Annotated in this window: 17 protein-coding genes; 11 read left to right on the forward strand and 6 right to left on the reverse strand. The window is 49.2% G+C overall.

Annotated elements, in window-relative coordinates:
• Positions 1-32: 32 nt before the first annotated feature.
• From lepB to K3T82_RS20410, 5 genes are all read right to left on the reverse strand, one after another.
• Complete coding sequence (gene lepB, locus K3T82_RS20390) at positions 33-968, reverse strand: signal peptidase I (protein WP_220195388.1); 936 nt, start codon at positions 966-968, stop codon at positions 33-35.
• Positions 969-991: 23 nt separating this feature from the next.
• Positions 992-1558 (reverse strand): peroxiredoxin family protein, encoded by a 567-nt coding sequence (locus K3T82_RS20395; protein ID WP_220195389.1) that lies wholly within the window; start codon positions 1556-1558, stop codon positions 992-994.
• A gap of 78 nt (positions 1559-1636) precedes the next feature.
• On the reverse strand, positions 1637-1879 hold the full coding sequence (locus K3T82_RS20400; protein ID WP_220195390.1) for a hypothetical protein: 243 nt from the start codon (positions 1877-1879) through the stop codon (positions 1637-1639).
• A gap of 61 nt (positions 1880-1940) precedes the next feature.
• Positions 1941-2480, reverse strand: a complete 540-nt coding sequence (locus tag K3T82_RS20405; RefSeq protein WP_220195391.1) for a MauE/DoxX family redox-associated membrane protein — start codon at positions 2478-2480, stop codon at positions 1941-1943.
• A gap of 340 nt (positions 2481-2820) precedes the next feature.
• Positions 2821-3060, reverse strand: a complete 240-nt coding sequence (locus K3T82_RS20410) for a hypothetical protein (protein ID WP_220195392.1) — start codon at positions 3058-3060, stop codon at positions 2821-2823.
• Between the two features lie 654 nt (positions 3061-3714).
• Between K3T82_RS20410 and K3T82_RS20415 the strand changes: the two genes are divergently transcribed.
• Positions 3715-4650 (forward strand): aldo/keto reductase, encoded by a 936-nt coding sequence (locus K3T82_RS20415; protein WP_220195393.1) that lies wholly within the window; start codon positions 3715-3717, stop codon positions 4648-4650.
• 615 nt (positions 4651-5265) lie between these two features.
• Here the strand turns inward: K3T82_RS20415 and K3T82_RS20420 are convergent.
• Entirely contained in the window at positions 5266-5790 is a 525-nt protein-coding gene (locus K3T82_RS20420) for a hypothetical protein (protein WP_220195394.1), read from the reverse strand.
• A 256-nt stretch (positions 5791-6046) separates the two neighbouring features.
• Between K3T82_RS20420 and K3T82_RS20425 the strand changes: the two genes are divergently transcribed.
• From K3T82_RS20425 to K3T82_RS20470, 10 genes are all read left to right on the forward strand, one after another.
• A complete protein-coding gene (locus K3T82_RS20425; RefSeq protein ID WP_220195395.1) occupies positions 6047-6373 on the forward strand; it encodes a GYD domain-containing protein in 327 nt (108 codons plus the stop codon).
• A 260-nt stretch (positions 6374-6633) separates the two neighbouring features.
• Positions 6634-6951: a hypothetical protein gene (locus tag K3T82_RS20430; protein ID WP_220195396.1), complete on the forward strand. Its 318-nt coding sequence runs from the start codon at positions 6634-6636 to the stop codon at positions 6949-6951.
• A gap of 711 nt (positions 6952-7662) precedes the next feature.
• Positions 7663-7815: a hypothetical protein gene (locus K3T82_RS20435; RefSeq protein WP_220195397.1), complete on the forward strand. Its 153-nt coding sequence runs from the start codon at positions 7663-7665 to the stop codon at positions 7813-7815.
• 184 nt (positions 7816-7999) lie between these two features.
• Complete coding sequence (locus tag K3T82_RS49965) at positions 8000-8224, forward strand: hypothetical protein (RefSeq protein WP_420799329.1); 225 nt, start codon at positions 8000-8002, stop codon at positions 8222-8224.
• Between the two features lie 430 nt (positions 8225-8654).
• Positions 8655-12170: a WD40 domain-containing protein gene (locus tag K3T82_RS20445; RefSeq protein WP_220195398.1), complete on the forward strand. Its 3516-nt coding sequence runs from the start codon at positions 8655-8657 to the stop codon at positions 12168-12170.
• Between the two features lie 404 nt (positions 12171-12574).
• A protein-coding gene (locus K3T82_RS20450) for an ISKra4 family transposase (RefSeq protein WP_220195399.1) occupies positions 12575-14108 on the forward strand; the annotation gives its coding sequence in 2 pieces (ribosomal slippage) (positions 12575-12919 and positions 12921-14108; 1533 coding nt in all).
• Positions 14109-14192: 84 nt separating this feature from the next.
• Positions 14193-15500, forward strand: a complete 1308-nt coding sequence (locus tag K3T82_RS20455; RefSeq protein ID WP_220195400.1) for an amylo-alpha-1,6-glucosidase — start codon at positions 14193-14195, stop codon at positions 15498-15500.
• Positions 15501-16010: 510 nt separating this feature from the next.
• The gene (locus K3T82_RS20460; protein ID WP_220195401.1) at positions 16011-18452 is read left to right on the forward strand and encodes a glycoside hydrolase family 65 protein; all 2442 of its coding nucleotides are present in this window, start codon (positions 16011-16013) and stop codon (positions 18450-18452) included.
• 710 nt (positions 18453-19162) lie between these two features.
• Positions 19163-20773: a DUF4082 domain-containing protein gene (locus tag K3T82_RS20465; protein WP_220195402.1), complete on the forward strand. Its 1611-nt coding sequence runs from the start codon at positions 19163-19165 to the stop codon at positions 20771-20773.
• A gap of 535 nt (positions 20774-21308) precedes the next feature.
• Positions 21309-24500, forward strand: a complete 3192-nt coding sequence (locus K3T82_RS20470; protein ID WP_220195403.1) for a DUF6788 family protein — start codon at positions 21309-21311, stop codon at positions 24498-24500.
• Positions 24501-24693 lie beyond the last annotated feature (193 nt).

Consider the following 24693-nt stretch of genomic DNA (forward strand, 5'->3'; position numbering starts at 1 on the left):
ATCACATGTCTCCAATCTCTACGCGTATTGAGCTAGTCCCATTGCCAGGAATGCGCATTGGCAATATCTGCTTCTGCGACGTGCCCCTCTTCATCAATCACGTAGTAACAGGGATTTCCATATATCTGGTAATCCGTGTAGACGGATGTCTGACTCTGAGACGCGACCAGGACAGGAAGGGTAATCGCGAAATCCTTTTGCAAGAGCCGGGCACGCTCAAGTGAGCCATCACACATGATGAGAACGGTCACCCCCTTGCTGGCAATATGTGTTGCTTTTGTAAGGATTGGGGGCAACATCGTATGCGCCAGGCGATTATAGGCAACGAATAAGAGCAGAAGACGCTGACCACGCGTATCTTGTAACCTGACATATTCGCCATGAGTATCTAATAGGTTAAAGTCCGGAGCCTGTTGCCCAATGGCGAGCAGAGAGGGTGTAATCGGATTCTCAGGAACGGATACTCTCTCTCTCCGTCGAAACTGATGAATGACGACCCCTTCAATATCGCTCAAAGAGACTGGACCCCACATGCGGGAATCTCGGCTTACCACCCGATTATCGCCGCAGACAAAGACCTTTCCTGAAGGAATACGCCAGTGCCGTCTCCCCAGTTCATCCAGAGTATGATACTCATCCAGAGACTCTGGGAGCTTCTCGCTGCTTGTATCTATGTAGGTCTCACCTTCTATCGCGACAATACGTTTGATAAAAGAAGCTTCTGGAGATGGGAGAAGATGCTGTTCTGAAAGATTCTTGAGCAGCACGATAGCATCTTTCTTGAGTTTTCTCGTCATCCCTTTGCGCAGTACAAGGACATGATCCTGGGGCTTCAGGGTGGGAGCCATGCTCCCACCCTGAACAGTGACAAACAGGAAGAGAGAACGCATCAGTAAGATGCCACAGACAATGACGCCCACAAACACGCCGATGCTAACGAGAACAGGAGTCAGGAGAGAGGGAATCATCAAAAAAAACCTTTTGCGTATGCCTATTCACGAGTCCAGCGTTCGAACACCTTGCGCCACTCCAGGTTATGCGGTTCAGGATGACCAGCGGCCTGGATCTTTCCTTGCGCATCCAGGATGTAGAAAGAGGGTGTCCCCTGTACCTGATAGTCTTGAATGAGAGAATTTTCCTTGCGAGGCGCGATCAGTATAGGAACGTGAACAGGGAATCGTTCAGCGAGCGTACGTGCCTGCTTCTCATCGCCATTGCAAATCAACACCAGGTCTGTCTCACCTTGCTGAATTTGAGGTTTCACCTGTACCAGCGTTGAGAGCACGTTATGGCAGGGTTCACAATCAGGAGAGACAAAGACGAATGCAGTGGCATGACCAATATATTCATCAAGAGTTTTCGCCTGACCATCAAGCGTACGCGCAGTAAACGGTGGTACCACGTCACCCACTTGCAGGCCAGTAATAGATAATGCGGTTAATGACATCGTCGATGGCATATTGGTGTTCACCCGACGTATGAGAGCCAGGGTTAGGAGTAGATTGCCGAGTACTCCCACCCAGAGGAGCACTGAACTGATGACAAGAATGGTTTCCAAAGAATTTCCTCACAAATAGAGTCCGGCATGCAACCCGGCTCTAGTAAGCCAGAGCCCGGTTGCATGCATTGGTCTTACTTAGCAGTCACAAGCAACATAGACTGTCCTTGGTGTTTCACAAACAGCATAGTACGTTCTGTACCGACCATAGTAGACTCCTCCCTTTCCACATGGTGTCGTGCCACACCAATCATAGGAACATGCACCACTGGCGAGTGCTTCCTTCTTGGGCAAGAAGCGCTTGCTGAGGTTCTCTACCAGGGTATTCACCGATCCGAGCTTGCTGACAACACGGTCTACCATTGCTAATGATACGCGCATAGTTTTTTCCTTCTATTTCTTCCAAAAGTTCTTTTCATGCAGCGCAACGTCAATGAAACTGTTACCACGACTGAAAGAGCGCGATCAGATCTCCTATCGAGAACAAGAGGGCGACGAACACGATCCCTGCCCCTCCTGCGAGAAACCAGGCCGCCCATGGTAGGCTGGCCTGTTCTTGCTGTGACCAGAAGAAGAGGGCGCTTCCCCCCAGCGCGCAACAGAGCAAACCTCCATTGCGCCAGAGATCTCCGACCGAAACAGGTTTGTCACTCTTGCCAAAACAATTACAAGAGGTATGCACCTGACGAACCAGTACTGACATAAGTGTGCCTGAGAACAGGATCAGGAGAAACGCCGCAAACACAAATGTTGGTAAAAGGAACATACCGCCAAGAACACCACCCATAATGACCAGCAGCTCACTGACAAGAACGAAGAATGTGATAACTCCGCTGAGCCAGTTGAGCCAGTGGGGCAGGATGTGAAAGTTGAGAATCGTTTGTCGAAGTCCACGTACGTCGCGTAGCTTCCCAACAAATGACAGGGCAAAAACGAAGCTGAGTACCAGGCGACAGAACGCCAGGAGAAACGATGCAACCATACATTTCCTTCTCGATCTCGCAAGACAAGATCTAGTATTTGCTGAAAACAGCCCAATTAAGTTGCGTGAACTCGATATGATCCACTCTATGGCACTTTTTAAGTTCACTTCATGAACGCAGGAATAATCTTTTTCTACCTGCTAATATAATATCGCTGTATGTATAAGAAATGAAACATAAAATTCTAAAAGCACTAACTTGCTCGCTTGGTAGCGATGGTCGATCTGCTTTTCATAACATGGAGGATACCTTTGAGGGCATGACGCGCAAATAGAGACCAACAGGCAGCCTCTCTGATAGAACAGAGCCAGACTGCCTGCCTGCCTGCGTTGTCTTTATTTAGCAGTCACAAGCAACGTACCATGTCAGCCCAGCACAAGGGTCTGTAGCGTATCGACCATAGTAGATTCCACCCTTACCACATGGAGCGCTGCCACACCAATAATAGGAAGTTGGGCAATGACCGGAGGCAAGAGCATCCTTCTTGGGCAACACACGCTCGCTGAGGTTCGCCACCAGGGCATTCATTGGTCCAAGCTTCCTGACAACACGGTCTACCATTGCTAGAGATAAGCGCATTGTTTTCTCCTCATATTTCAACAATGAATTGCGTGAACTTGATATGGTCAACTCAATGGCACACCATGTGTTCACAGCTTAAATGCAGGATTAATCAATTTCTTCCTGCCTATTTAAGTCATCGTTGCATGAATAAAAACGCACCCAAAAATTCTAAAAGTACCAAATTGCCTGCTTGGTAATGATAGTGGGTCTATTTTGGGTTACACGTTACTCTCCATCTTCAACACACCTAAACACATTCACACAAGAGAAGTCTTTCACGGAACGGCGAATAACGATTTAAAAAACAGCGGTAAGACAAACAACAAGGAATTCAGATTTTAGCCTCCGAGCAGATCGCAACGCTTACTCTTTTGCCAGATAGTTCCCGCACTCTTGACCAGCCAGGGATATTCGTTCTACATTAGAGGGACATAGACTGTATGCTATCGTTTCATTTGGCTGGCCATTAGTCTTGTGACCATCCATTCACTGGCAACCAACGGCAATGCATTCTATAAACAGATCACAGTGGTCGCGTTGCTGGGATAACACGTCCTTGAATCCTTGCCCCACTAGTTCCATGGGAAGAGTCACTTATTTCGGGGATTATAGTGTTTTCGCAACGTCGACTGCTAAAACCATATGAATCGTTCTGACAGGAGAGACTCTATGCCACAGATTCCCTCGCTACCTCGTCATTCATTGGGAAAAACAGGTCTTCAAGTAACCTCGCTTTGTGTGGGATGCGCAGCTCTTGGGAATATGCCTGAGACCTTTGCCTATCAGGTAGCAGAAGAGCAAGCATTGGCGACGATTCGCGCCATTTTTGACAGCCCCATCACCTTTCTTGACACAGCGGCCTCGTATGGAGATGGCGAGAGTGAGCGTCGCCTGGGCTTTGTCATTCGCGAGCGAGGAGGGCTCCCGCAAGAGATGGTGCTGGCGACAAAAGCGGATCGCGATTTAAAAACTGGCGATTTTAGCGGTGCCCAAATGCGCAGGAGCGTGGAACGCAGTCTACGTCTGCTAGGAGTAGAACAGCTACAACTAGTATATTTGCATGATCCAGAACACATCACATTTGAACAAGCAATGGCTCCCGGTGGCCCTGTCGAGGTTTTAAGGCAATGCCAGGAAGAAGGTTTGATTGCTCATCTTGGGGTTGCCGGTGGCCCCATTGATTTGATGACTCGTTTCGTGCAAACAGGTCTCTTCGAAGTCGCCATCTCTCACAACCGCTATACGCTGCTCAATAGAGATGCCCACCCTTTCTGGGACATGTGCGCTCAACATGAGATTGCTGCTGTGAATGCTGCTCCCTTTGGCAGCGGGTTGCTTGCTAAAGGACCATCAACATATCCTCGATATATGTATGCGGAGGCCAATCGAACTCTGCTTGAGCAAGCCAGACGCATTGAGGGGCTCTGTCAACAGCACGCAATTCCTCTAGCGGCTGCCGCCTTGCAATTCTCTCTGCGTGACCCACGCATTGAATCAACAATTGTTGGTATGAGTCGTCCGGAACGGATTGATGAGACGCTTGCGTTAGCTAATCTACCCATTCCTCAGGTGTTCTGGGCCGAACTTGAGGAGATGAATACTTAGTCGTTTTCTGCTTCCACATGCTGCCCAAGTTGCTACTATCCTGCAACGCCTCTACCAAGAGAAAGCCCCCCGTCGAGGTGCAGAGAAAGAATGCAAATCTCTTTCTCTGCTTGCCACACTATGATTAATAACTTTACGACGAATTTTATCCTATTATCCACTGTAACCTTAGTTACTCATATATCTCATTCTTCGTCAATGTGTTACTCAAAAATGTTTGTTATCTCAGAATACACTCTAGAAAGAAACATCTTAATAAATCAAGAATTTGACACATCTCAATCGTCCCTTTTTTCATGCTGATACTGAGAACCTGTCACCTACAATAGCGAAGAGCCAAAAATGAGCAATTACGGCATTTATTCCCAAGGTGCAAAGATCATGTAGCCTCCAGATGATACCTCAATGCGATTGCCGCTGGGTTTGGAGGCATAGAGGAAGAGCCCATGTCCGATTGCGTGCTTACCCAGAGCGGACTCAAAGCGACACAACCAGATTATCATGGTTATGCGCAGGATCTTTGACGAAGATGAAGATAATAAAGTGGGCAATACTGAAATCGAAGTTATTACCAGAGCTTTCTGAACTCCTCGAACGCCTTACGAGGCTCCCAATTCATATCGGTGTAAGTCTCGCCTTTTTGGGTGCGCACTTGCACAATACCGTAGGAAGCCATATCGAGATTATGCTTTGGGTCATTGCTATATGGTTTTTCGTAGTCGGCAAACGTGAACCAAAATGCGACCAGAACACTGGCTTTTTTGAAGGCTTGTAGCAATTCTTGTAAATAGCCCACTTGCTCATCTTCTTGTATTGCCAGCCTTCGTTTACGACTAACCCACCGTCCTGCGCCGAAAGTACCGCAAACATGGCGGCACCGCCGAGTGAAGCGGCACCTTTGAGCGCGCAGCATCCAAATTCAGTGATTGCCACTGGTTTTTGATATTCAATATACGTCGATAGCTGCTGCTGGTAGATAGCTTCGTTATGCTGTGCGCGGTAAAGATCTATGCTCACAATGTCGAAAACTGACCAGTCAATCTCTTCCCACTCGCCGGACGCATATGTTACACTGCCATGAAAATTACGGCGAACGTCCAGCAGAGCTGCTGCGAAGAGTTCATTGAGGCCCTTATCCATAGCGAGCTGCCACTCATCAAAGTTTGCAAAGGCTGGCTACGTTCCAGCAGATGCCCTCCTGGCAAAAAGCCAGCATCAAATAGGGCCTTCCCCTTGATCTGAACCAGTACGTTAGAATTAAGCCAGGAGAATCCCATTTAACAATCACAGGCGGATAAAGCTCAATCAAATCATGAATGACCAAGTAGACATTCTGGCTCACACAACCTTCACGTTCTCGTAGCTGACATCTCGAATAAAGGAGGGAAATTATACTATGGCTCTTTATATGGTGCAGATGACGTATACCTCTGAAACCTGGACTACACTTGTAAAGAACCCTCAAGACCGCACCATTCCTAGCAGAGATTTAGTACAGAAGTTAGGTGGAAAATTGCTTGGTTTGTACTATTCTCTGGGGAAGTATGATGGTATGGTGCTTTTTGAAGTTCCCGATGACATTACTGCTTCTGCGGTGAGTCTGGCTGTCAAAGCTTCGGGGATTATGAAGGTAAATGAGATCACCAGGCTGTTTACGATGGATGAAGCTCTAGAGGCCATGCGAAAAGCTGGAGGCGGTCAATTCTCAGTCCCAACCAGCTAAGCTCACCAAGCGCCAGGCCTTGTTTCCATCAAATTGCTCATTGTCTGGCTAAACGCATTAGTGTCAACACCATCTCGAAAAGAAGTATTCAACTTCTTGGTTGTTATGGACGTAAAGTATATAAGTCAACAAATCAAATGACCGTTCATTCTTCAAGAAGAATGAACGGTCAAGGAGGCAAATGCAATATCGATCATATAGAATATTACACTGTTAAGTCACCTCTGATTTAGACTCTTCTCAGGAGGGCTGCAAAAAATATGGACCATATTCGGCGCTTACTTTGGAGGTATTTGGGCATCACGCTCGACCGAAAGACAAAACTTGTAGCCAGTATCGTCATACTTGGTATCGGAGGAGTGATTGGTTTTGGCATTGGATTTGCGGTTACGCATGCCTCCTTTTTCTTATTCATGACGCTTGTGTGCGGGTCTGTCGCTGGCTTATTTGGCATTGGAGGCAGCTATAATGCGATGGACTGGGGCCTGAGCAGCAAAGAGGAACGTCGACGGATTGAGGAAGAGATCGCGCTGAAACAGATGCGTAGAAGAGCTCGCGACAAGCATTTTGAGCCGTAAAAGATTTTTCTATCAAGAAATACGCCCGTGGTCCCACATCTTGAAGAGCAAAGCCCCAAAGAGAGCAGAAGCAAGAGCAAAATATTCGTTTAATCGCGAAAGCTGCGGCTCTTAGTCACCTCATTGTCAAAAACCAAGAAATCCCCATTTGTGGTGTATAATAGATGCCTCGCCGCCCACATTCCCCAAAAAGATACATCTCACGCACACACTCAATGTAACATCATTGTGTGCTTCTTATCTACTCAATAGATGCTCAAGAATAAATACCCAAAACAGGACAGAAAGAGTTGATACGCGCCCTTCTTTGTTCTGCCTTTCGGTGGAATCCTCGTGACGTCACCCAGACCAGTTGGAGAACTTAATGCGATTATATGGACATGACCAGCATTTTATTACAGAGACCCATGAGCAAAGATAATAGACAATACCATCTTAAACATCCTTATCAGGCCCAGCGTATCTTTCTGAGGAAAGGGGTTTTTATTTTATGCGCATGCGTCTTTATGCAAAAGAGTTGAAAAAACTGTGTACTGTCTCATCTTATCTGGTATATGTTTAGTGGCTCTATTCAGCGGAGGTTCATTTAGGGGAATACCAAAAGCAAATGCCGGCGCAGATGTTCCTAACAGTATTGGACAAACAAAATACACCTATTCGAATCAACCAAACGGTATCAACTGCGTTGCCTGATCACCCGATGGACGCCGTGTGCTTTCCGAGAGCTATGATGCACGTTCCTGGAACGCCTTTACTGGTTCTGATGAGACGACCTATGACTGGCCTGACGATTTTAACGGCATTCTTGGCAATTGTGCCTTCTCCTCGAATGGCTCAAAGGTCGCGATAGTTGGCGACCTTTGAGCCATTCGAGGCTACTACAGGAAGGCACTTGCATACATTACGTTATAACCCTAAATCCCTTGATGGGCCTACTATCATTTTCGCGCTGGCTTGATCTCCTGATGAGCGCTATCTCGCAACAGCACGACGCTACAACGATCCAAATTTCGCCAATGTTGTCATTTGGGACATTAAGCGACAAAGCATTGTAGCCGAACTAACTGGACACAATGATGTCATCTTCGATCTTGCTTGGTCTCCTGATGAACGCAATCTCGCTTCATCGAATTTTGATAGCACCGTACGCATCTGGGATGTCGCGCTCGCCAGACTGTCAATGTCTATACTGGTCATTCGTCCGATCCATGGTTCCCACATCCAGTCAAAAGTCTGGCCTAGTCTCAGAGAATGGTTTCACCCATTGAATTAATAGCAAATCTGGTCACCGGGTGCCATTTTGATGGGAAAGTATGCTGCCGTACGAGAGCAGGCGATTTAAAGCTATTTGCGAGTCCGTCTCACCTTGAACACGCTATCTCTGTATTTCGCGGTTATAACAAGAGTTCGTTCTTGCCCTGTCCCAATTTGCTAGCAAGTGCACCAGAGAATACATTCTCTAGGATCCATATTTGATTACACAGCTTTTATGCGTTAAAATAAACAGTTAGCGTGTGTTGCTTTGCGCGTAAAGTTGTGGTGTACTACAATAGTATTAGCAGAGTTAAACGCCAAACTCGGCATGCGATATGAGCATCAGTGCATTTGTGAATTAAGAGGCATGGTCCTATCGCAAGGGACATGATAGCACTCATTTGTCGCCTAAGAAATCTGTTTGAGAGTACAAAGGGAGTTATCTCTTTATGACAGGCGAGTTTGTCTTACCTGAAGACCTGGATCTCAATGAAATTTTTATTGGCCGTGAGCGACAATTAAATGATTTTCGTTTCTACCTGGAGAGATGGAAACGTTCAATAAACCTCTCTTCTGTTTCTCCTCTTACCATGCCTCCCGCCCCTAATAACAAGATCCAGAGCTTCTTCGTGTTCCTGTATGGACGTGGTGGTTTTGGGAAAAGCACATTGCTCAGGCATTATCGTGAGATCGCGCTGGAATATGAAAATGAATTGCAAGTTGGTGAGATTGTGGACTGGGAGTTTGCTGCCCAGAATAGACGCGCACTCTTTAATGTAACTGATCGTGAAAATATTGATGCATATCAATATTACAACCTGCTCTATAAAAGAATCGCTTCCGCATTAGGGAAGCAACGCCGAGAATTCAGTAATTTTCGTAAGGCGCAGCAGGCAGCGACAGGGGCCAGGAAACAGGCATACGAAGTCCTGGATCAGCTACAACAGGATGAGAGTTTTGCCTGGCTGCGCGGTCTTGGTCTCGCACGAGACGCGCTTTTGACACTCTTATCCGTCGCTACCTCTACCAATTCCCTCGAAGGGCTTAGTATCCTCTTCAGCAACGAACTGGTGCGCGAGAAAACTGGAGAGTTTATTGAGTCAGGAGCCAGAATAGGGAAAGAGCAATGGGAGCGGTTGCGCAAGCATCTGGAAGAGCGGATAGAAGATGATCTAAGCGGCTACCTGGATGCTCCATTGCAACTAGGTCTGGCGTTGGGGAAAGATCTGGCCCACCTCTCAAAGCAACACCCTATACTCATATTCTTCGATACGTATGAAGAGATTGATGAAGGCGATAAACTGCTACAGATCTGCATAGGGGCCGCTGGCAATAGGGTCGGCTGGATACTATCAGGGCGAGATAACTTATGGTCAGGTCTGACGCAGCGGCGGCGCTGGCTGGACCCGGAGTATGGCTATCGCGAACTTGTGCATCCAGATCTCAGTGTAGTAGTGGACTTTAGCGCTGATGGCGTCGGAGACTTTGCTCTGAGTGATATCGAGGAATACTTCAACATTCTGTGCCAAAAGACAAATACGCCATGGCCCACAAGAGATGCCCAGAAGAATGCAACACGAATTCTCAATGTCACGCAGGGCGTTCCCCTGGCCGTGAAAATTGCCGCCAGCCTATATCTTGAAAAACCTGATATGGAGCTTATCACAAAGGGCATCGATAGCAGGCGCGAAATCGTTGAGCAGATGGTCGAGCGCTACCTTATCCATACGCGCTCTAATCCTTCTGATCGTACACGCTTGTACGGCCTTGCTCTGCTCAGGCGTATCGAAGAGCCAGACACAGAGTCATCGCTGCTCGCTGCGGCTCTTAATGTTTCTCAGGGATTAGAGACAGAACTGAGCCGCCTCCATCGTCGCTACGGTTTTATCTTTACTAAGCATGGGCAACCTGCGCTACATCAAGAGGTGCGCCACTTTCTGCGCCTCTGGTTACTACAAAATCGTGCCAGATCAGAGGTAATGGACGTCATCAAGCGCTTACGCTCTGTTATTACGAAGCAATTACAGGACAGAGAGAAGCAGTACACCTATAGTAACCTGCGTCAACGTATGGGAGATCATAAGTGGAGACAACTCTACCTGGACTATGCCGAACTGGAATTATGGTTTAATCCTACGGAAGGCGTAAAATCCCTCCTCCCATTTATGTACGCTGCCAGTATCTATCAGCGCGAAACCAATCGCGAAGCCAGCCAATTAGGGCGATTCTTTGAAAACGCCATGAGTGAACCAACCCGTTCCTACTGGGATTGGGCTGACCAATGCCTTGTATTCAGCCATAGCCTCCAGCCGCTTCGTGATGAGTTTACAAGTTTACGCCAACTGGTCAGACTTGTGAGTGAGAAAAAAGTTGCCTTCCCCACTCCACTACCCGCTTACAGTATGGAGCTTGAGGCCGCCCTGTGGTGGCGGCTGGCCGAAGCATATCAGAGTAGCGACATCCGCGAAGCTATTTCCTGGTATAGGAAAGCCAGACGCCGCCTCCCCAATGAGGGGGAACTACATAAGGCGCTTGAAGATGCTATTAACGGGCAGAACCCCCTTCCCACCTCTCCACGTACCGTAAGCGACTTCTTACAATTAGGTCGAGAACTAGTATTACAAAATAAACCAGATACCGCCATTAAATATTTCAATGACGCACTAGAGCGGGACGAAGAGTCGATACAAGCTTATATCGAGCGCGGCACAGCTTATATGCAACTCAGGGAACATAAACAAGCGCTCAATGACTTCGAGCAAGCATTGAGACTTGATCCCCATAACATCACAACCCTGAGGAAGCGAGGCGAGGTCTATGAGGTACTGAATAACCTCTCAGGCGCCGTTACAGACTTTGAAAAGGTTGCCAAACTTGATCCAGGCAACAAAATCACTGAAGAGAAGCTGCGAGATTTACGCAGAAAAAAGGACGAGCTAGAAAATTTCCGCAAACATGAAGGCACGGTATCAAGGCAAAAATCTAAACGCTGGTTGCTCATAGCATCTGTTATGTTTGTGGTACTATGCGTAATTGGAGCTTACTTCCTTGTCCCACCGCTGCTTGTCCCACCTCAACCCCAGCTACTCTCAGCCTATAATGGACATAATGATGTTGTAAGTGGAGTCGCATGGTCCCCCAATGGTAAATATATCGCCTCTGGAAGCTATGATCGAACTGTTCAGATCTGGGATGCTCAAACCAGGAGACTTATCACAACCTATCACGGTCACACAGAGCTGGTATGGAGAGTGGCATGGTCCCCTGATAGTAAATACATCGCTTCGGTGGGAAATGATAGGACACTGCAGGTATGGAATGCGATGAATGGAAACCTGCTCTTCGTTGTCAAGCAGGAGAATTTAGCGCATGGGGTTGCATGGAGTCCAGATGGTACGCTAGTCGCTTCCTCCAATCTAAGCGGGATTATCAAGGTCTGGAACGTGAACACGCAAAAGCAGGTCTATGAGATCAAATCACATCTCGATGGAGTACATGGTCTGGCATGGTCGCACAATGGGAGATACTTGGCAGCAGCGAACGAAAATAACACAGTCGACATATGGAATCTAGCAACCCAGACAGCCATTTTTTCCTACACGAAAAAGCATCGCACATCTGTCTATTATGTTGCATGGTCGAAAAATGATACATATATAGCCTCGGCAAGCTCAGACAACACATTACAGGTCTGGAATGTCAGCACAGGCGTTAATCGCTTTGAACCTCGCAAGGATTATCAGGATAGCGTGTGGGGAGTCGCATGGTCCCCTGATGAAAAATATATAGCGGCTGTATCAAAAGATGGCTCAATACATGTGTATAATGCCCAAAATGGAAACATTGTCGCGCTCTATCAAGGGAATAAAGACAATTATATGACCAGTATTTCTTGGGCACCCGATAGTAGACGCTTTGTTACTGGCAACTTTGATGGAGCCGCGCAGGTATGGCAAATACGATAATCATGTCATTACGATAGCGTTCGCTTGACTTTTCCCAAAAACTGATGTATATACTTAATGCATCATTTGCAAAGGGTCACGTATTGTGGCCCTTTTCTTTTTGCCTTCGAGACAGCCTCTCTTCATCCCAATCATAACCCTCTACCTGCCATCTCGCCTTGAGACAAGGTGGACACCTCCTGATCTGCATGCGACAATGAGTATGCATATAACACCGAGAGCTTGCTTATCCATGGTGAGAAACATGCCCTATACAACAGCATACCTGGAAAAGGGCAAGATAAACAGTGAAAAGATTGTGCAGGGTGTAGTTCATTTTTTTGCAAGCGCCATCATGGATGCAGGGAGGGCAAGAGATGATACAATAGAAAGCAAGAGCAGAAGCCAAACAAGGAGGTTGCCACATGGGACATTCCCCGCTCGCAGACGTCTGGCGTGCGCTGAGTGCAAGCGTCTTTGAAGAGATGGAAGGCTGGCGCCAAGAGCACCCCCAAGCCACCTTCAAGGAGATTGAAGAGGAACTCGATGCCCGACTCTCAGGATTGCGCGCCCACATGCTGGTTGACCTGGCCCAGCACAGTGAGAAGCGCGATTGGAGTGGACAAGAACAAGGGCAACGGCCCCGTTGCCCACACTGTGGCATGCCGTTGCAAGCGCGAGGCAAGCACGAACGGATCCTGAGCACGCAAGGAGGAAAAGACGTCAAGCTCTCACGCAGCTATGGAACGTGCCCGCAGTGTGGAAGCGGCTTTTTTCCCCCTCGATGAGGAGTTGGACCTGCCCTGCAGTGGGTTGACCCCGCATGCCCATCAGGGACTGCTGCTCTTGGGAGCCGTTGTCCCATTTGCCCAGGCGGCCAAGCACCTGCAAACGCTGCTGGGCGTGCGCGTGAGCACGAGCACGGTGCGACGGCTCACCGAGGAGGCAGGAACGTGCCTGCAGCAGTGGCAGGATCAGCAGGCGCATCCTCTGACCGGCTCCTCAAGCCAGGAACCAGTCCATTCCCGCTTGGCACTGGCGACTGATGGCGTCTTGGTGCCGATCCGGCCAAAGGAGTGGGCCGAAGTCAAAATGGTGACCATCGCCGAGGTGCGCGAGGGAAAAAAGAAGCAGGTCGCCCACGGTGAGCATCTCTCGTATTTTGCCCGCTTGAGCGATGCCAACACGTTTGCCGATCTGGCTTCCTACGAGATGCGCCGACGAGGAGTGGAGCGTGCCGGCGAGGTGGCAGCGCTGCAGGATGGGGCGGAGTGGATTCAGAGCTTCGTGCAAGGGCATCGAGCTGATGCCATACGCATTCTCGATTTTGCGCATGCCGCCCAGTATGTGAGTGAGTTGGGGGAACTGGCTCGCAGTCAGGGAGCCGTCCTCTCAGCGTCGTGGTTGCAAGAGCAGTTGCAGACCCTCAAGCAGCAGGGACCACGCACGGTTCTGGCCACCTTAGAGCAGCTCTGCCTCACGTTTGCAGCCCCAGACATGCACGAGAAGCTGAGGTACCTGCGCAAGCGAGAGGGCCAGATGGACTCTCCGACCTATCAACGGGCGGGCTGGCCCATTGGCTCGGGGATGGCAGAGAGTGGCAACAAGCTCGTGGTCCAGGCTCGTCTCAAAGGAGCAGGCATGCATTGGAAGCGGGAAAACGTCAATCCCATGCTGGCCTTGCGCACGACGTTGGGCAGCGACCGCTGGCTGCAAGGGTGGCATCTGATTCGGGGAGGCTGGCACCAGAGCCGCCAAACGCGTGCAAGCCAGCGGCGAGCAGCAGGAGTGGTCCGAGCTAAGACGCGCTTGTGGCTCACATGGCTGCGCCTGCCTCTGCCTCTGCTCCTCGCTTGCTTTCCCTCTCCCCCAGCACCTCCGCGTCCTGTTTCCCCCAAAGGGCGCACCCAAGCCCAAAGACGTTGGGGACGCAATGTCGTGCGACCATGGGGATCGTAGGGGGTTGCAAAAAAATGAACTACACCCGATTGTGCAGCACTCTTTCCGAGCTGTGACAAAAGATTAAAGGGAGTGTTATTTGATATGAAACACGAATATGAGCAACTCAGACAAAAGGCAATTGAGGTCCTTCAGGGAAACTGGACGGGGTCCTTTACGCGACCTGGCTCCATTCTTTATCATCATCAGTGGTCATGGGATTCTGCCTTCATTGCAATGGGCTATATCCATTATGATCAGGATCGAGCCGAACAAGAACTGCGCACTCTCTTTGAGGGCCAATGGTCAAACGGGATGCTCCCACACATGATCTTCAATCCTCAGGCAAATAACTACCAGGAGAGTCTACAATTCTGGGAGGTCGAGCGCTACCCTTATGCTCCTCGTGATAGACAGACATCAGGCCTTATACAGCTCCCGATACACGCGACAGCGATTCTACACATGTACCATCACGCGCAAAATACCACGCAAGCGCGAGCATTCCTGGCTGAGATGTTTTCCCACCTGAAGGCCTGGCACACGTACCTCTACCAGGAACGTGACGCACAAGGAGAGGGACTCGTTTATATCCAGCATCCATGGGAATCACTGGATAACTCGCCAGTCTGGGATTCTATTCTCCAACGTATGCATCTGCAAGTTAACGAGATTCCAGCCTATCAACGTGTCGATACTCAGCTTGTGAATGCCGAGGATCGGCCTACTAAGATGGAATATGACCGCTATGCCTATCTCGTCAAACTCTTTGCCGCACGGGACTACAATGAAGAACAGATCCGCCGCGATTGTCCTTTCCTGGTACAAGATGTACTCTTCAATGCCCTCCTTTGCCAGTCAAACAAAGATCTTGCTGAGATTGCATCTATCCTAAATGAGGACCCAACGCCATTTCTTCACTGGGCTGAGTTGACGGCCCAGGCCATCAATCAGAAAATGTGGGATGACGAACACGGGATCTACCTCGATTTCGATCTCGTAGAGAACAAACAGATCGATGCATATAGCGTTGCGGGTTTTGTGCCGCTCTTCGCGGGCATTCCAGATCAGGCTCGCGCACAGCGGATGTATACCTATCTCAACTCAGACTCTTTCAGCCCTTTAGGTGGAGAGGCATATGCCATACCTAGCTACGATAGAAACACGTCAGAATTTTCCCCCAATCGCTACTGGCGAGGACCAGTATGGATCAACATGAACTGGCTTCTCTCTCATGGCTTGCGCCGCTACGGATATCACGAATACGCCCAGCGTTTGCGCCAGACAATCATTGATCTTCCACAACGGCATGGCTTTTTCGAATACTATAATCCGTTCAACGGAGAAGGACATGGAACAGATCAGTTCTCATGGACGGCATCGCTCCTGCTCGATGTGCTCCATAACGAGTAGTCAAAAAGGGGATAGAATGCTGCAAGAGGGTGTAGCAGGATACTCTTGCTTGTCACGTTTGTTTACCTAGGAATGTTGGAAATGGAAGGGTGAGCCAGATACAAGCCGTTAGGGCAGTGTCCTAACGGCTTGTATCTGGCGGCTGGGAGCTATTGAGACTGTTCAGCACAATGGATATGATAATGCATATGCACAAACTGAAGGTGTGAAGGATTTTGAGGATTATAGGCAATTTTCACCTGTTGCCTGAACTCAACGGAACATTCGAGATGCGGGCGAACATTTACCACAACCTGCCGCCCTTTTACGGTGAACATAAAGTTGTCTTCGCTCTCTTTAGACACTGAACAATATTTAGACTCATCTTTTTCATTCCATTAATCGTAACCATATTTAAAGGTACCGAATAGAGAGCAAAAGCAAACGCAAAATAGCAAATTCTAACCTGCCCTACTCTTTTCACTATACATTTAGTTAATCTCTAAATTTGTAATTGGAAGGAAAAAGAACATGATCCAGCATCCAAACTTCTCTACTAAAGAATGGAGTATTTTTGAAGAAATATTTCAACCTGATATTCTGGCCCAAACAGAATCTATTTTTGCTCTTTCAAATGGGCATATCGGGTTACGAGGAAACCTGGACGAAGGCGAACCACACGGGCTCCCCGGTAGTTATTTAAATTCAGTCTATGAGCAATATCCTATCCCTTACGGAGAGTCAGCATACGGCAACCCAGAAGCTGGTCAAACCATTATCAATGTGACGAATGGGAAACTCATTCGCCTCACCGTAGAGGATGAGCCATTTGATATTCGCTATGGTACTATCCATAGTCATACGCGTGAGCTCGATTTACGCAATGGTATTCTGAATCGGCGCGTACACTGGACTTCGCCCGCCGGGCAAACCATTAAAGTCACTTCTACACGGCTCGTATCTTTTTCTCAAAGAGCAATAGCTGCCATCTGCTATGAGGTGGAGCCTATTGATATGCCAATGCGCTTTGTTCTTCAGTCTGAACTGGTAGCAAATGAAGAGCTATTGCCCCAATCAAAGGACCCTCGCTCTTCCAGGGGAATTGCGACCAAGTTACTATCTGAGGAGCATCAAGCCCAAGAAACGCGTGGACTCCTTATCCATCGTACCTCAACAAGTGGGCTACGCATCGGGGCAGGGATGGATCACACGATCGAGGGCCCCTCTTCTATGAAGATTGACGCAGACAGCTCACCCGACATCGCTCGTATGACTGTTACCGCGCAGGTAAAACCAGGTGAGAAGATACGTCTCGTCAAGTTTATCGCGTATGGCTGGTCAAGCCTTCGCTCACGACCCGCTATACACGATCAGGTTATTGCCGCGCTCTCCGCGGCACTTATGACCGGTTGGAATGGGTTATTGTCCGAGCAGCGTTCCTACCTGGATACATTCTGGTCACAGGCTGATGTAGAGCTTGAAGGAGATCCCCAGATTCAACAAGCAGTGCGCTTTGCGCTCTTTCATGTCCTGCAAGCAAGCGCACGTGCGGAACGGCGACCAATTCCCGCCAAGGGACTCACTGGCCCTGGCTACGATGGTCATACATTTTGGGATACAGAGATCTTTGTGCTCCCTGTTTTGACGCTGACCAACCCATCAGCCGTAGCAGACGCGTTATATTGGCGATATTCTATTTTAGAGCAAGCAAAGGAGCGAGCTCAGCAAATCGGCTTACAAGGTGCGGCATTCCCCTGGCGTACTATCGCAGGCGAAGAATGCTCTGGATACTGGCCTGCAAGCGTTGCTGCGTTCCATATCAATGCCGATATTGCCTATGCTGTCGTCCACTATATAGGGGCAACAGGCGATCTCGAATTTGAGGAGAAAATTGGCTTGCCCTTGCTCATTGAGACTGCCAGGTTGTGGTATTCACTTGGATATGAAGATAATGCTGGGCATTTTCGCATTGATGGAGTAACAGGACCTGATGAATACAGCGCGCTGGTGGACAACAATAGTTATACCAATCTTATGGCCCAGTTGAACTTACGCAGCGCAGCAGAAGTCGCAAGTCGACATGCTCAAGCAGCGAAGCAGCTGCAAGTACATGATGAGGAGATAGCTAACTGGCTTAGGGCAGCAGAGCGCATGTTCCTCCCATATGACGCAGAACGTAAAATCACTCCGCAGGATGAAACATTTTTAGAACATGAAATATGGGATTTTGAGCAGACCAGAGAAGATCAATATCCATTGTTTCTTCACTTTCACTATGCGCATCTCTATCGCAAGCAGGTCGTGAAACAGGCTGATCTTGTCCTTGCGATGCAATTATTTAGTGATGCCTTCTCTGCTGAACAAAAAGCACGAAATTTTGAATACTATGAGGCCCTCACTGTACGTGATTCCTCTTTATCAGCATCGACCCAAGCTGTGCTTGCCGCTGAGGTAGGACAACTTCAGCTCGCCTATGATTATCTAGGAGAAGCCGCCTTTATGGACCTTTATAATCTAGAGCATAATACGCAGGATGGTCTCCATATGGCATCACTAGCAGGAAGTTGGACAGCTCTGGTTGAGGGATTAGGGGGTCTGCGCTGGCAAGATGGTTCGCTTTCATTTATGCCGCGCTTGCCAGAAAAGATAACCTCTCTTGCGTTCCGTCTTCTCTTTAAGAAGTGCCGAATACGCGTTGAGATTAGAGATACAGAGGCAACCTATTCTCTCCTAGAGGGCGAATCTATAAAGGTATTGCATCACGGAGAAGAAATAGTGCTATCCTCTGATGCACCAATAACGCGATCAATCCCTTCTATTAACGCAAGGCCAAAACCAATCCAACCAGCCAGGCGCGAACCCCTACGACGTAATCCAGGAAAAATGCCCATGCAACAAAAGTCAGGCCCCTTATATGACAAACAAAGTGTAGAGTCCATAGACAAAGAAGGAATAGTGCCTACTATCGATTAAACTCAAGGCTGCTGGTAGTAATTGGCTGACATGAACCTTTATAGGAATAATGAAAGCGCCAACTGATATCAAGCCTGAACAACACTGAGTATCCTAACAGGCAAAAGAGGAAGTAAAAAGTACTTCCTTCTTGCTTTACCTCACCTATTCAGTATAAATAGATATATACCGTTTTTACTGAATAGGTGAGGCTCGACAGCGCACCAATGGTAAGGAGAAAGGAGCACCTAAAAAAGAGGCACAGAGAATAAAGAGAAGCTAACACCATCTACCGCCAAGCCCGAAATCGGCATACATATCCATCCAATCGTACGGAAGCTCAATGAGAATTGTTAGGTATCTGGTGTCAGCATTATTCCAGAGGCAAACTAACACATCCATACAGGGTGTGAGACCATCGATACCAGTTCCCCTGTTTTGCGCAGTAGTTGCCTCACAAGGACTGTTGGTGTCCATAGGCGAAAATATTGATTTAGACAATCACTTTCCAAAGAGCCTTTGCCTTCAACCAACAATAGGTCTCATTGAGCTCATTATCTCCAGGATCACCCACTAGCGTCAGCCCTATCCTAATCACGCGAGACATCCCTGCAACAACTAGGCTCTGATCAAGATCGTGATGAATTCCTGCACATTGCATCTGCTCAGTCTCGATTCTTTCTCATATTGAGAAACAACCATAAAATGAGAGATTTTTTTGGAGTTTCCTGATGAAGAATACACGAACACAAACCACCAACACCTCTCATGATGATTCACCTAATCTTCATGATTCACCTCAAAAGCCGATCAACAAATGGAAGCACCGTTACACCTTAATTGTGGGTATTGCCATCGTACTTGTTGGTCTAGTAGGCGCTATTACCCTAAACACCATAAACAGGACATCCGCAGCGAATCCTACTCCAGTTGGTCTCTGGGGAAATACAACTCCAAGCAACACGAGTGCGACCGATGATCAAGCCACCGAATTAGGCATGCGATTCACCGCCAATACCAATGGATCTATCTATGGGATCCGCTTCTACAAAGGCAACGGCAATAATGGAACCCATACAGGAAGCCTATGGAATACGAGCGGTCAGCGACTTGCCACATCCACCTTCACGAACGAGAGCAAGAGTGGTTGGCAGCAAATGAACTTTAGTCAACCAGTGGCAGTTAAAGCCAATACCACTTATATCGCATCTTATTTCGCACCATCAGCTCACTACGCCTATACCTACAATTTTTTTAATAAAAGCCATACAGTGGGCGCATTAACAGCCACACAGGGCCTCTACAAGTACGGTGGAGGTTTCCCAACGAAAACCTACCTTGCCAGCAACTACTGGGTTGATGTGCTCTTTATTCCACAGTCTTCGACACAACCAACCTCGGTTCCGACCCAGGCTCCTACCCAAACCGCAACTTCCCAGCCGAAAACGCCAACACCTCAACCAACCATACAGGTACCAACTCCTACTCCAACAGTGATCGCTACACCTCCAACCAATCCTGGGACATGCTCGAATTTCAGCGCATGTGGCTTCCCAGATGCCAGCAACACTGGGGTTCCATCGGGCACCACACTGAAGGCACAAAGCGGAAATATCAGTATCACCGACAACAATACCGTAATAAGTGGAGTTGACCTCACTGGCTCATTCGATGTGTACGCAAATAACGTCACTATTGAGAATAGCCGCATTTCTTCGTCTAATTGGTGGGGAATTAACTTACGGTCAGGTTATAGCGGCCTAAAGATTCTCCATTGCACCATCGTAGGTGTAGTCGGCAAAGGACCAGATAATGGCGGCGAAGATTATGGAGTATCCAATATGGGTAATGGCTCCATCGAAGTCGGCTACAACAACATCTCTGCCTTTAGTGACGTGATTTCTATGGGTCATGGATATATTCATGATAACTACGTCCATGATCTGCAAGCGTTTAGGAATATGTCAAATCAAATGAACCATGCAGACCCGTTTATTTCAGACGGGGCGGATCCTCTTGGTTTAACCATCACGCACAACACACTCCTCAATCAACTCACTGCTGATCAAGGTGCTTCGGCTGCCATTGGCCTTTTTGCAGATGATGGTCCAGTGACCAATGCCACAATCACCAATAACTGGATTGCTGGTGGTGCTTATGCACTCTATGGTGGCGGACAAGGATCGACAAATATCAAAGTGACAAACAATGTGTTTTCAACCGAATATTGGCCCCAATGTGGTATTTACGGCCCAGTTGCCTATTGGAATGCTAGTGGTTCAGGAAATATATTCAGTGGGAATACGTTTTCAAATGGGAAGCCCGTTTCTCCGCAATCCTGATATATCCAATCTAAAGGCATACTCAGCATAACCCGAAACGCTTGAGAAGACACTTAAAGAGGAACCAGGAGTCATCAGCCAACGGGTTTAGCAAATTTGCCAAGTGATATGGACATAGGGGGTTGGAGGAATAACAAATCTTTCAGTGGGCGGATATGACTGTCAGAGGAGCCTGATCGCGAAGTACTTCGCGATACAAGAGCAATTTCATCTACCATTGACATCACTCCGCCCGCTGCCTCTCATCGAACCGTAGATTTTACAGGTCGTTTTTTAAGAGAATGTGATACTCTTCTGCTAGCTGTGCATAAAGCGCATGCATCAGCTATTTCAGGGACGACAACGTCAAGCGCATGGAGAATCTTCACATTCCATTCTTCTCGCTCTACCTTTGTCAAAGAATCCAGAAGAATCATCTGCGCAAGCCGATGCGTCGCCACAAACTTGTTGTCCGTTGACCTCTTCTTTGGTATACTTCTTGCTGTTGGGAGGAATTGAGGGCAGTCGGAAACAAAGGAGGCACAGAGAAGGTCTGATGGGAAGAACACCTCTTCATGCCCTCATGTGGTCTGGAGACCAGCGTATCTATGAGCTGTACACGCATGGGCAGCTGAAGCAGCGTTTTCGACCAACAGAGCCAGCCGTGTGGCAGGCCTGGCTCTACGAGGCAACCGCCTTTGCCTTCCACGGCGCGTCTGGAAGTTTGAATGTCTACCTGGAGAAAAGGCCGCGTGGGGGTTCGTACTGGTATGCCTACCAGACCAAAGAGGGCCGCACCCGCAAGCGCTATCTCGGACAAACAGAAAGCCTCTCGCTAGCGCGGTTAGAGGAGACGGCGCTCTCGCTAGCGCTGCCGTCTGCGACCACGACCGAACCTGGGATAATGCTGCTCTCCAGCCGACTTACCCCGCCTCGACTACCGAACGCCCTGGTGGAACGTGAACGCTTGCTGACTGCGCTTGACGAGGCACTTTCAACACCATTGACCCTACTCTCAGCCTCGGCGGGCTGGGGAAAAACTACGCTGCTCTCGGTTTGGGCGCACCGGCAAAAAAAGACACAGGTAGCCTGGCTCGCACCGGACGAACTAGACAATAGCCCGACACGCTTCTGGGTTGCGCTGATTGCGGCCTTACGCCGCTGCCCCAGTCTAACAGCAAACTTTGGGGAAAATGTGGTAGCACAGTTGCAATCACCCCAGCCACCACCGCTTTTCTCCTGTCTTTCCGTGCTTCTCCATGAGCTGGAAAACCGGCAAACGTCTCCTGCTTCCATCAGCCTCATTCTAGACGATTATCAAGTGATTGAAGAACCGGTCATTCACCAGGGCATGGCCTTCTTCCTAGAGCACCTACCCGCTCATCTGCATCTTATTCTCTCTAGTCGCGTAGATCCAGACCTGCCCCTTGCACGTCTACGAGCCCATGGGCAATTGACCGAAATTCGTGCAGACGAGCTACGTTTCCAGTCGGATGAAGCGAATCAGTTTTTGGGCAAGATGCTCTCCCCGCCGCTCTCGGAAGCAGAGCTACAACGACTGATGAGTCGGACAGAAGGCTGGATCACCGGTCTGCATTTGGTCGCGCTTACTATGCAGAAGCGTGAGGATCGCACAGCATACCTTGAGACATTAACTGGTAGCCAGCGCTATCTGCTGGATTACGTGCAAGAGGACATCCTTGCACGCCTGTCCCTCGATATGCGCGACTTTTTACTCCACATCGCCATCCTCTCGCGCCTGGACGCTGCTGCGTGCCAGGCTGTTACCAACGCATCAACGAAAGCGGCCAGTCAGCAAATGCTTGCGTTGCTGGAGCGAGCGAACCTCTTCCTGGTACCTCTGGACGAGGAGCGGCGCACTTATCGGCTACATGATCTTTTTCGTGAGGCCCTTCTCTCAGCGCTCTATACCAGTCAACCAGAGATGGTCACGCTCTTGCATCATCGGGCCGCTGGCTATTATGAATCCGAGGGGCAGTGGGCTGAAGCCATTACTCATGCACTTGCCGCCACTGACTTCTCAACAGCAGCGCGGCTGATGGAGCAAACCGTCGAGCAATTCTGGATGGGTGGAGAGGCAGCTACGATGGCACGCTGGGTACTGGCGCTGCCTGGTACTCTGGTGCGTGAATACGCACATCTGGTGCTCACCACAGCGCACTACCTGCTCCATCCCATCGCATATTCGACCCGTGAGCAACGAGAAAGTCGTCACCAGCAGGTGAAGCGGCTCATGGCACGCGTCGAAACCGCCTTACCGCATCAAACGGATGGGATCAACCAGAAAATCCAGGAGACGCGAGCAGGCTCAACCGTTCGCTCCACCACTTCAGAAACCAGCGCCACCGAGGAGGCTCTGCTGCATCGACGTCTACGCCTGCTACGCGCAGGAATGACCTTGTATGAGGTGATAGAGACCTCGGAGAATGAACGCTTGCTTGCCCTACATAAGGAATTGCAGGAGCTTGACCAGGACGAGGAGATCATCTGGCACATGCTCCCACTCTTCTGTAATGTCATCTACTATACAGTCCGGCAAGAGAGAGCAAAGCTTGTACCACAACTACTGGAGGCCAAGCAGAGGGCGCACCAATCAGGAAGCCATTTTGCGACGACCAGAATCATACAATGGTTGGCACTCTCAGCAGAAGAGGCAGGACAGTTGCACTTGGCCTATCAGGAGAGTCTAGCCGCCCTCGAACTGATTGAGCAGACGGCAAGTTATGCCCTACTCGAAGGGTATTTTAAGGATGTCCTGGCGATGGTGTTGTATCAGTGGAATAGGCTGGCAGAGGCACGTAGCTGGCTGCGAACGGCCATTCAGGATGCCACTACCTGGCAGCAGAAAGATTTACTCCTGGCAGGATACATCCATCTGATGCAAGTTGAGTTAGCGAGAGGTGATCTGTCCGCAGCCCAGCAAGCGCTGCAAGCGCTTGAGGAGTTGGGAGGATATCACAGCCAGAACAGGCTACCAATTCTGCGAGCACAATATAAACTGGCTCAAGGACAAATAAAAGGGGCAGCCGACTGGGCGATAAGCATTGTCTTTCCAGAAGGGGCATGGGAACGTAGCTTGTATGACGCTTTCCCAGTTGTAATGCGTGTGTATTTTGCAGAGCATCGTTGGACAGAGGCACTGGAGCTGCTGGAGCGCTTTAGCAAGAGTCTAGGTCATTCGACCAACAGCAAAATCGCCCTGCCATTTCTAGCCCAGTACATGATAGCCCTACACCACACAGGCAAAAACGAGCAATCCTGCGAAGCGGTTGCGCTCCTGTTTGCCTTGACCGAACCAGAAGGCCACCTGCGCGTATACTTGGATGAAGGCGAACCGATGCGCCGGACGCTTGAGGGGCTGCTCACACAACACCCTCAGCAACATGAGTTGGCACCCTCCACTAGAGCCTACATCTTAAAACTGCTGGCAGTTTTCGAGCAGGAGCGGCAAGAAACAAACAGATATCAGGTGGCAACACTCCCACCTGAACTCTCCCCAGCCCGGCAGGAATCCGTCAGTCCATCCGAGCTGAGTGTTCCCCTTACGAAGCGTGAGCAGGAAGTCTTACATCTGCTGAACACTGGAGCCTCAAATCAGGACATTGCAAGGACCCTGGTGATCGAGCTGCCCACCGTCAAGAAGCACGTCAGCAACCTGCTCGGCAAACTAGGAGCTACCAGCCGAACCCAGGCAATTGCCCTGGCGCGAGCCCGCTCCCTGCTCTAACAAGATTCCTCCCAACAAGTGGCCTTGCAACTCAGGCAACTACTCCCTTTGGTATCCCTTTGGCGACTGTGGAATGCCTCGCGTTCTGCTATTCTTTGTGTAGACGCGGTGAGGCGATCCTGGTGATCTGACTGGTTCGCTTTTCCTAGCACGACGCGAAGGCTGTAAACGCACGAGATCAGTGAAGGAGGCA

This window comes from Ktedonospora formicarum (assembly GCF_016587355.1).
Taxonomy (GTDB): domain Bacteria; phylum Chloroflexota; class Ktedonobacteria; order Ktedonobacterales; family Ktedonobacteraceae; genus Ktedonobacter; species Ktedonobacter formicarum.

Coding starts and splice junctions, on each gene's coding strand:
- lepB (WP_220195388.1), bottom strand. CDS start 968: ATGATTCCCTCTCTCCTGACTCCTGTTCTCGTTAGCATCGGCGTGTTT.
- K3T82_RS20400 (WP_220195390.1), bottom strand. CDS start 1,879: ATGCGCGTATCATTAGCAATGGTAGACCGTGTTGTCAGCAAGCTCGGA.
- K3T82_RS20405 (WP_220195391.1), bottom strand. CDS start 2,480: ATGGTTGCATCGTTTCTCCTGGCGTTCTGTCGCCTGGTACTCAGCTTC.
- K3T82_RS20410 (WP_220195392.1), bottom strand. CDS start 3,060: ATGCGCTTATCTCTAGCAATGGTAGACCGTGTTGTCAGGAAGCTTGGA.
- K3T82_RS20415 (WP_220195393.1), top strand. CDS start 3,715: ATGCCACAGATTCCCTCGCTACCTCGTCATTCATTGGGAAAAACAGGT.
- K3T82_RS20420 (WP_220195394.1), bottom strand. CDS start 5,790: ATGGATAAGGGCCTCAATGAACTCTTCGCAGCAGCTCTGCTGGACGTT.
- K3T82_RS20425 (WP_220195395.1), top strand. CDS start 6,047: ATGGCTCTTTATATGGTGCAGATGACGTATACCTCTGAAACCTGGACT.
- K3T82_RS20430 (WP_220195396.1), top strand. CDS start 6,634: ATGGACCATATTCGGCGCTTACTTTGGAGGTATTTGGGCATCACGCTC.
- K3T82_RS20445 (WP_220195398.1), top strand. CDS start 8,655: ATGACAGGCGAGTTTGTCTTACCTGAAGACCTGGATCTCAATGAAATT.
- K3T82_RS20455 (WP_220195400.1), top strand. CDS start 14,193: ATGAAACACGAATATGAGCAACTCAGACAAAAGGCAATTGAGGTCCTT.
- K3T82_RS20460 (WP_220195401.1), top strand. CDS start 16,011: ATGATCCAGCATCCAAACTTCTCTACTAAAGAATGGAGTATTTTTGAA.
- K3T82_RS20465 (WP_220195402.1), top strand. CDS start 19,163: ATGAAGAATACACGAACACAAACCACCAACACCTCTCATGATGATTCA.
- K3T82_RS20470 (WP_220195403.1), top strand. CDS start 21,309: ATGGGAAGAACACCTCTTCATGCCCTCATGTGGTCTGGAGACCAGCGT.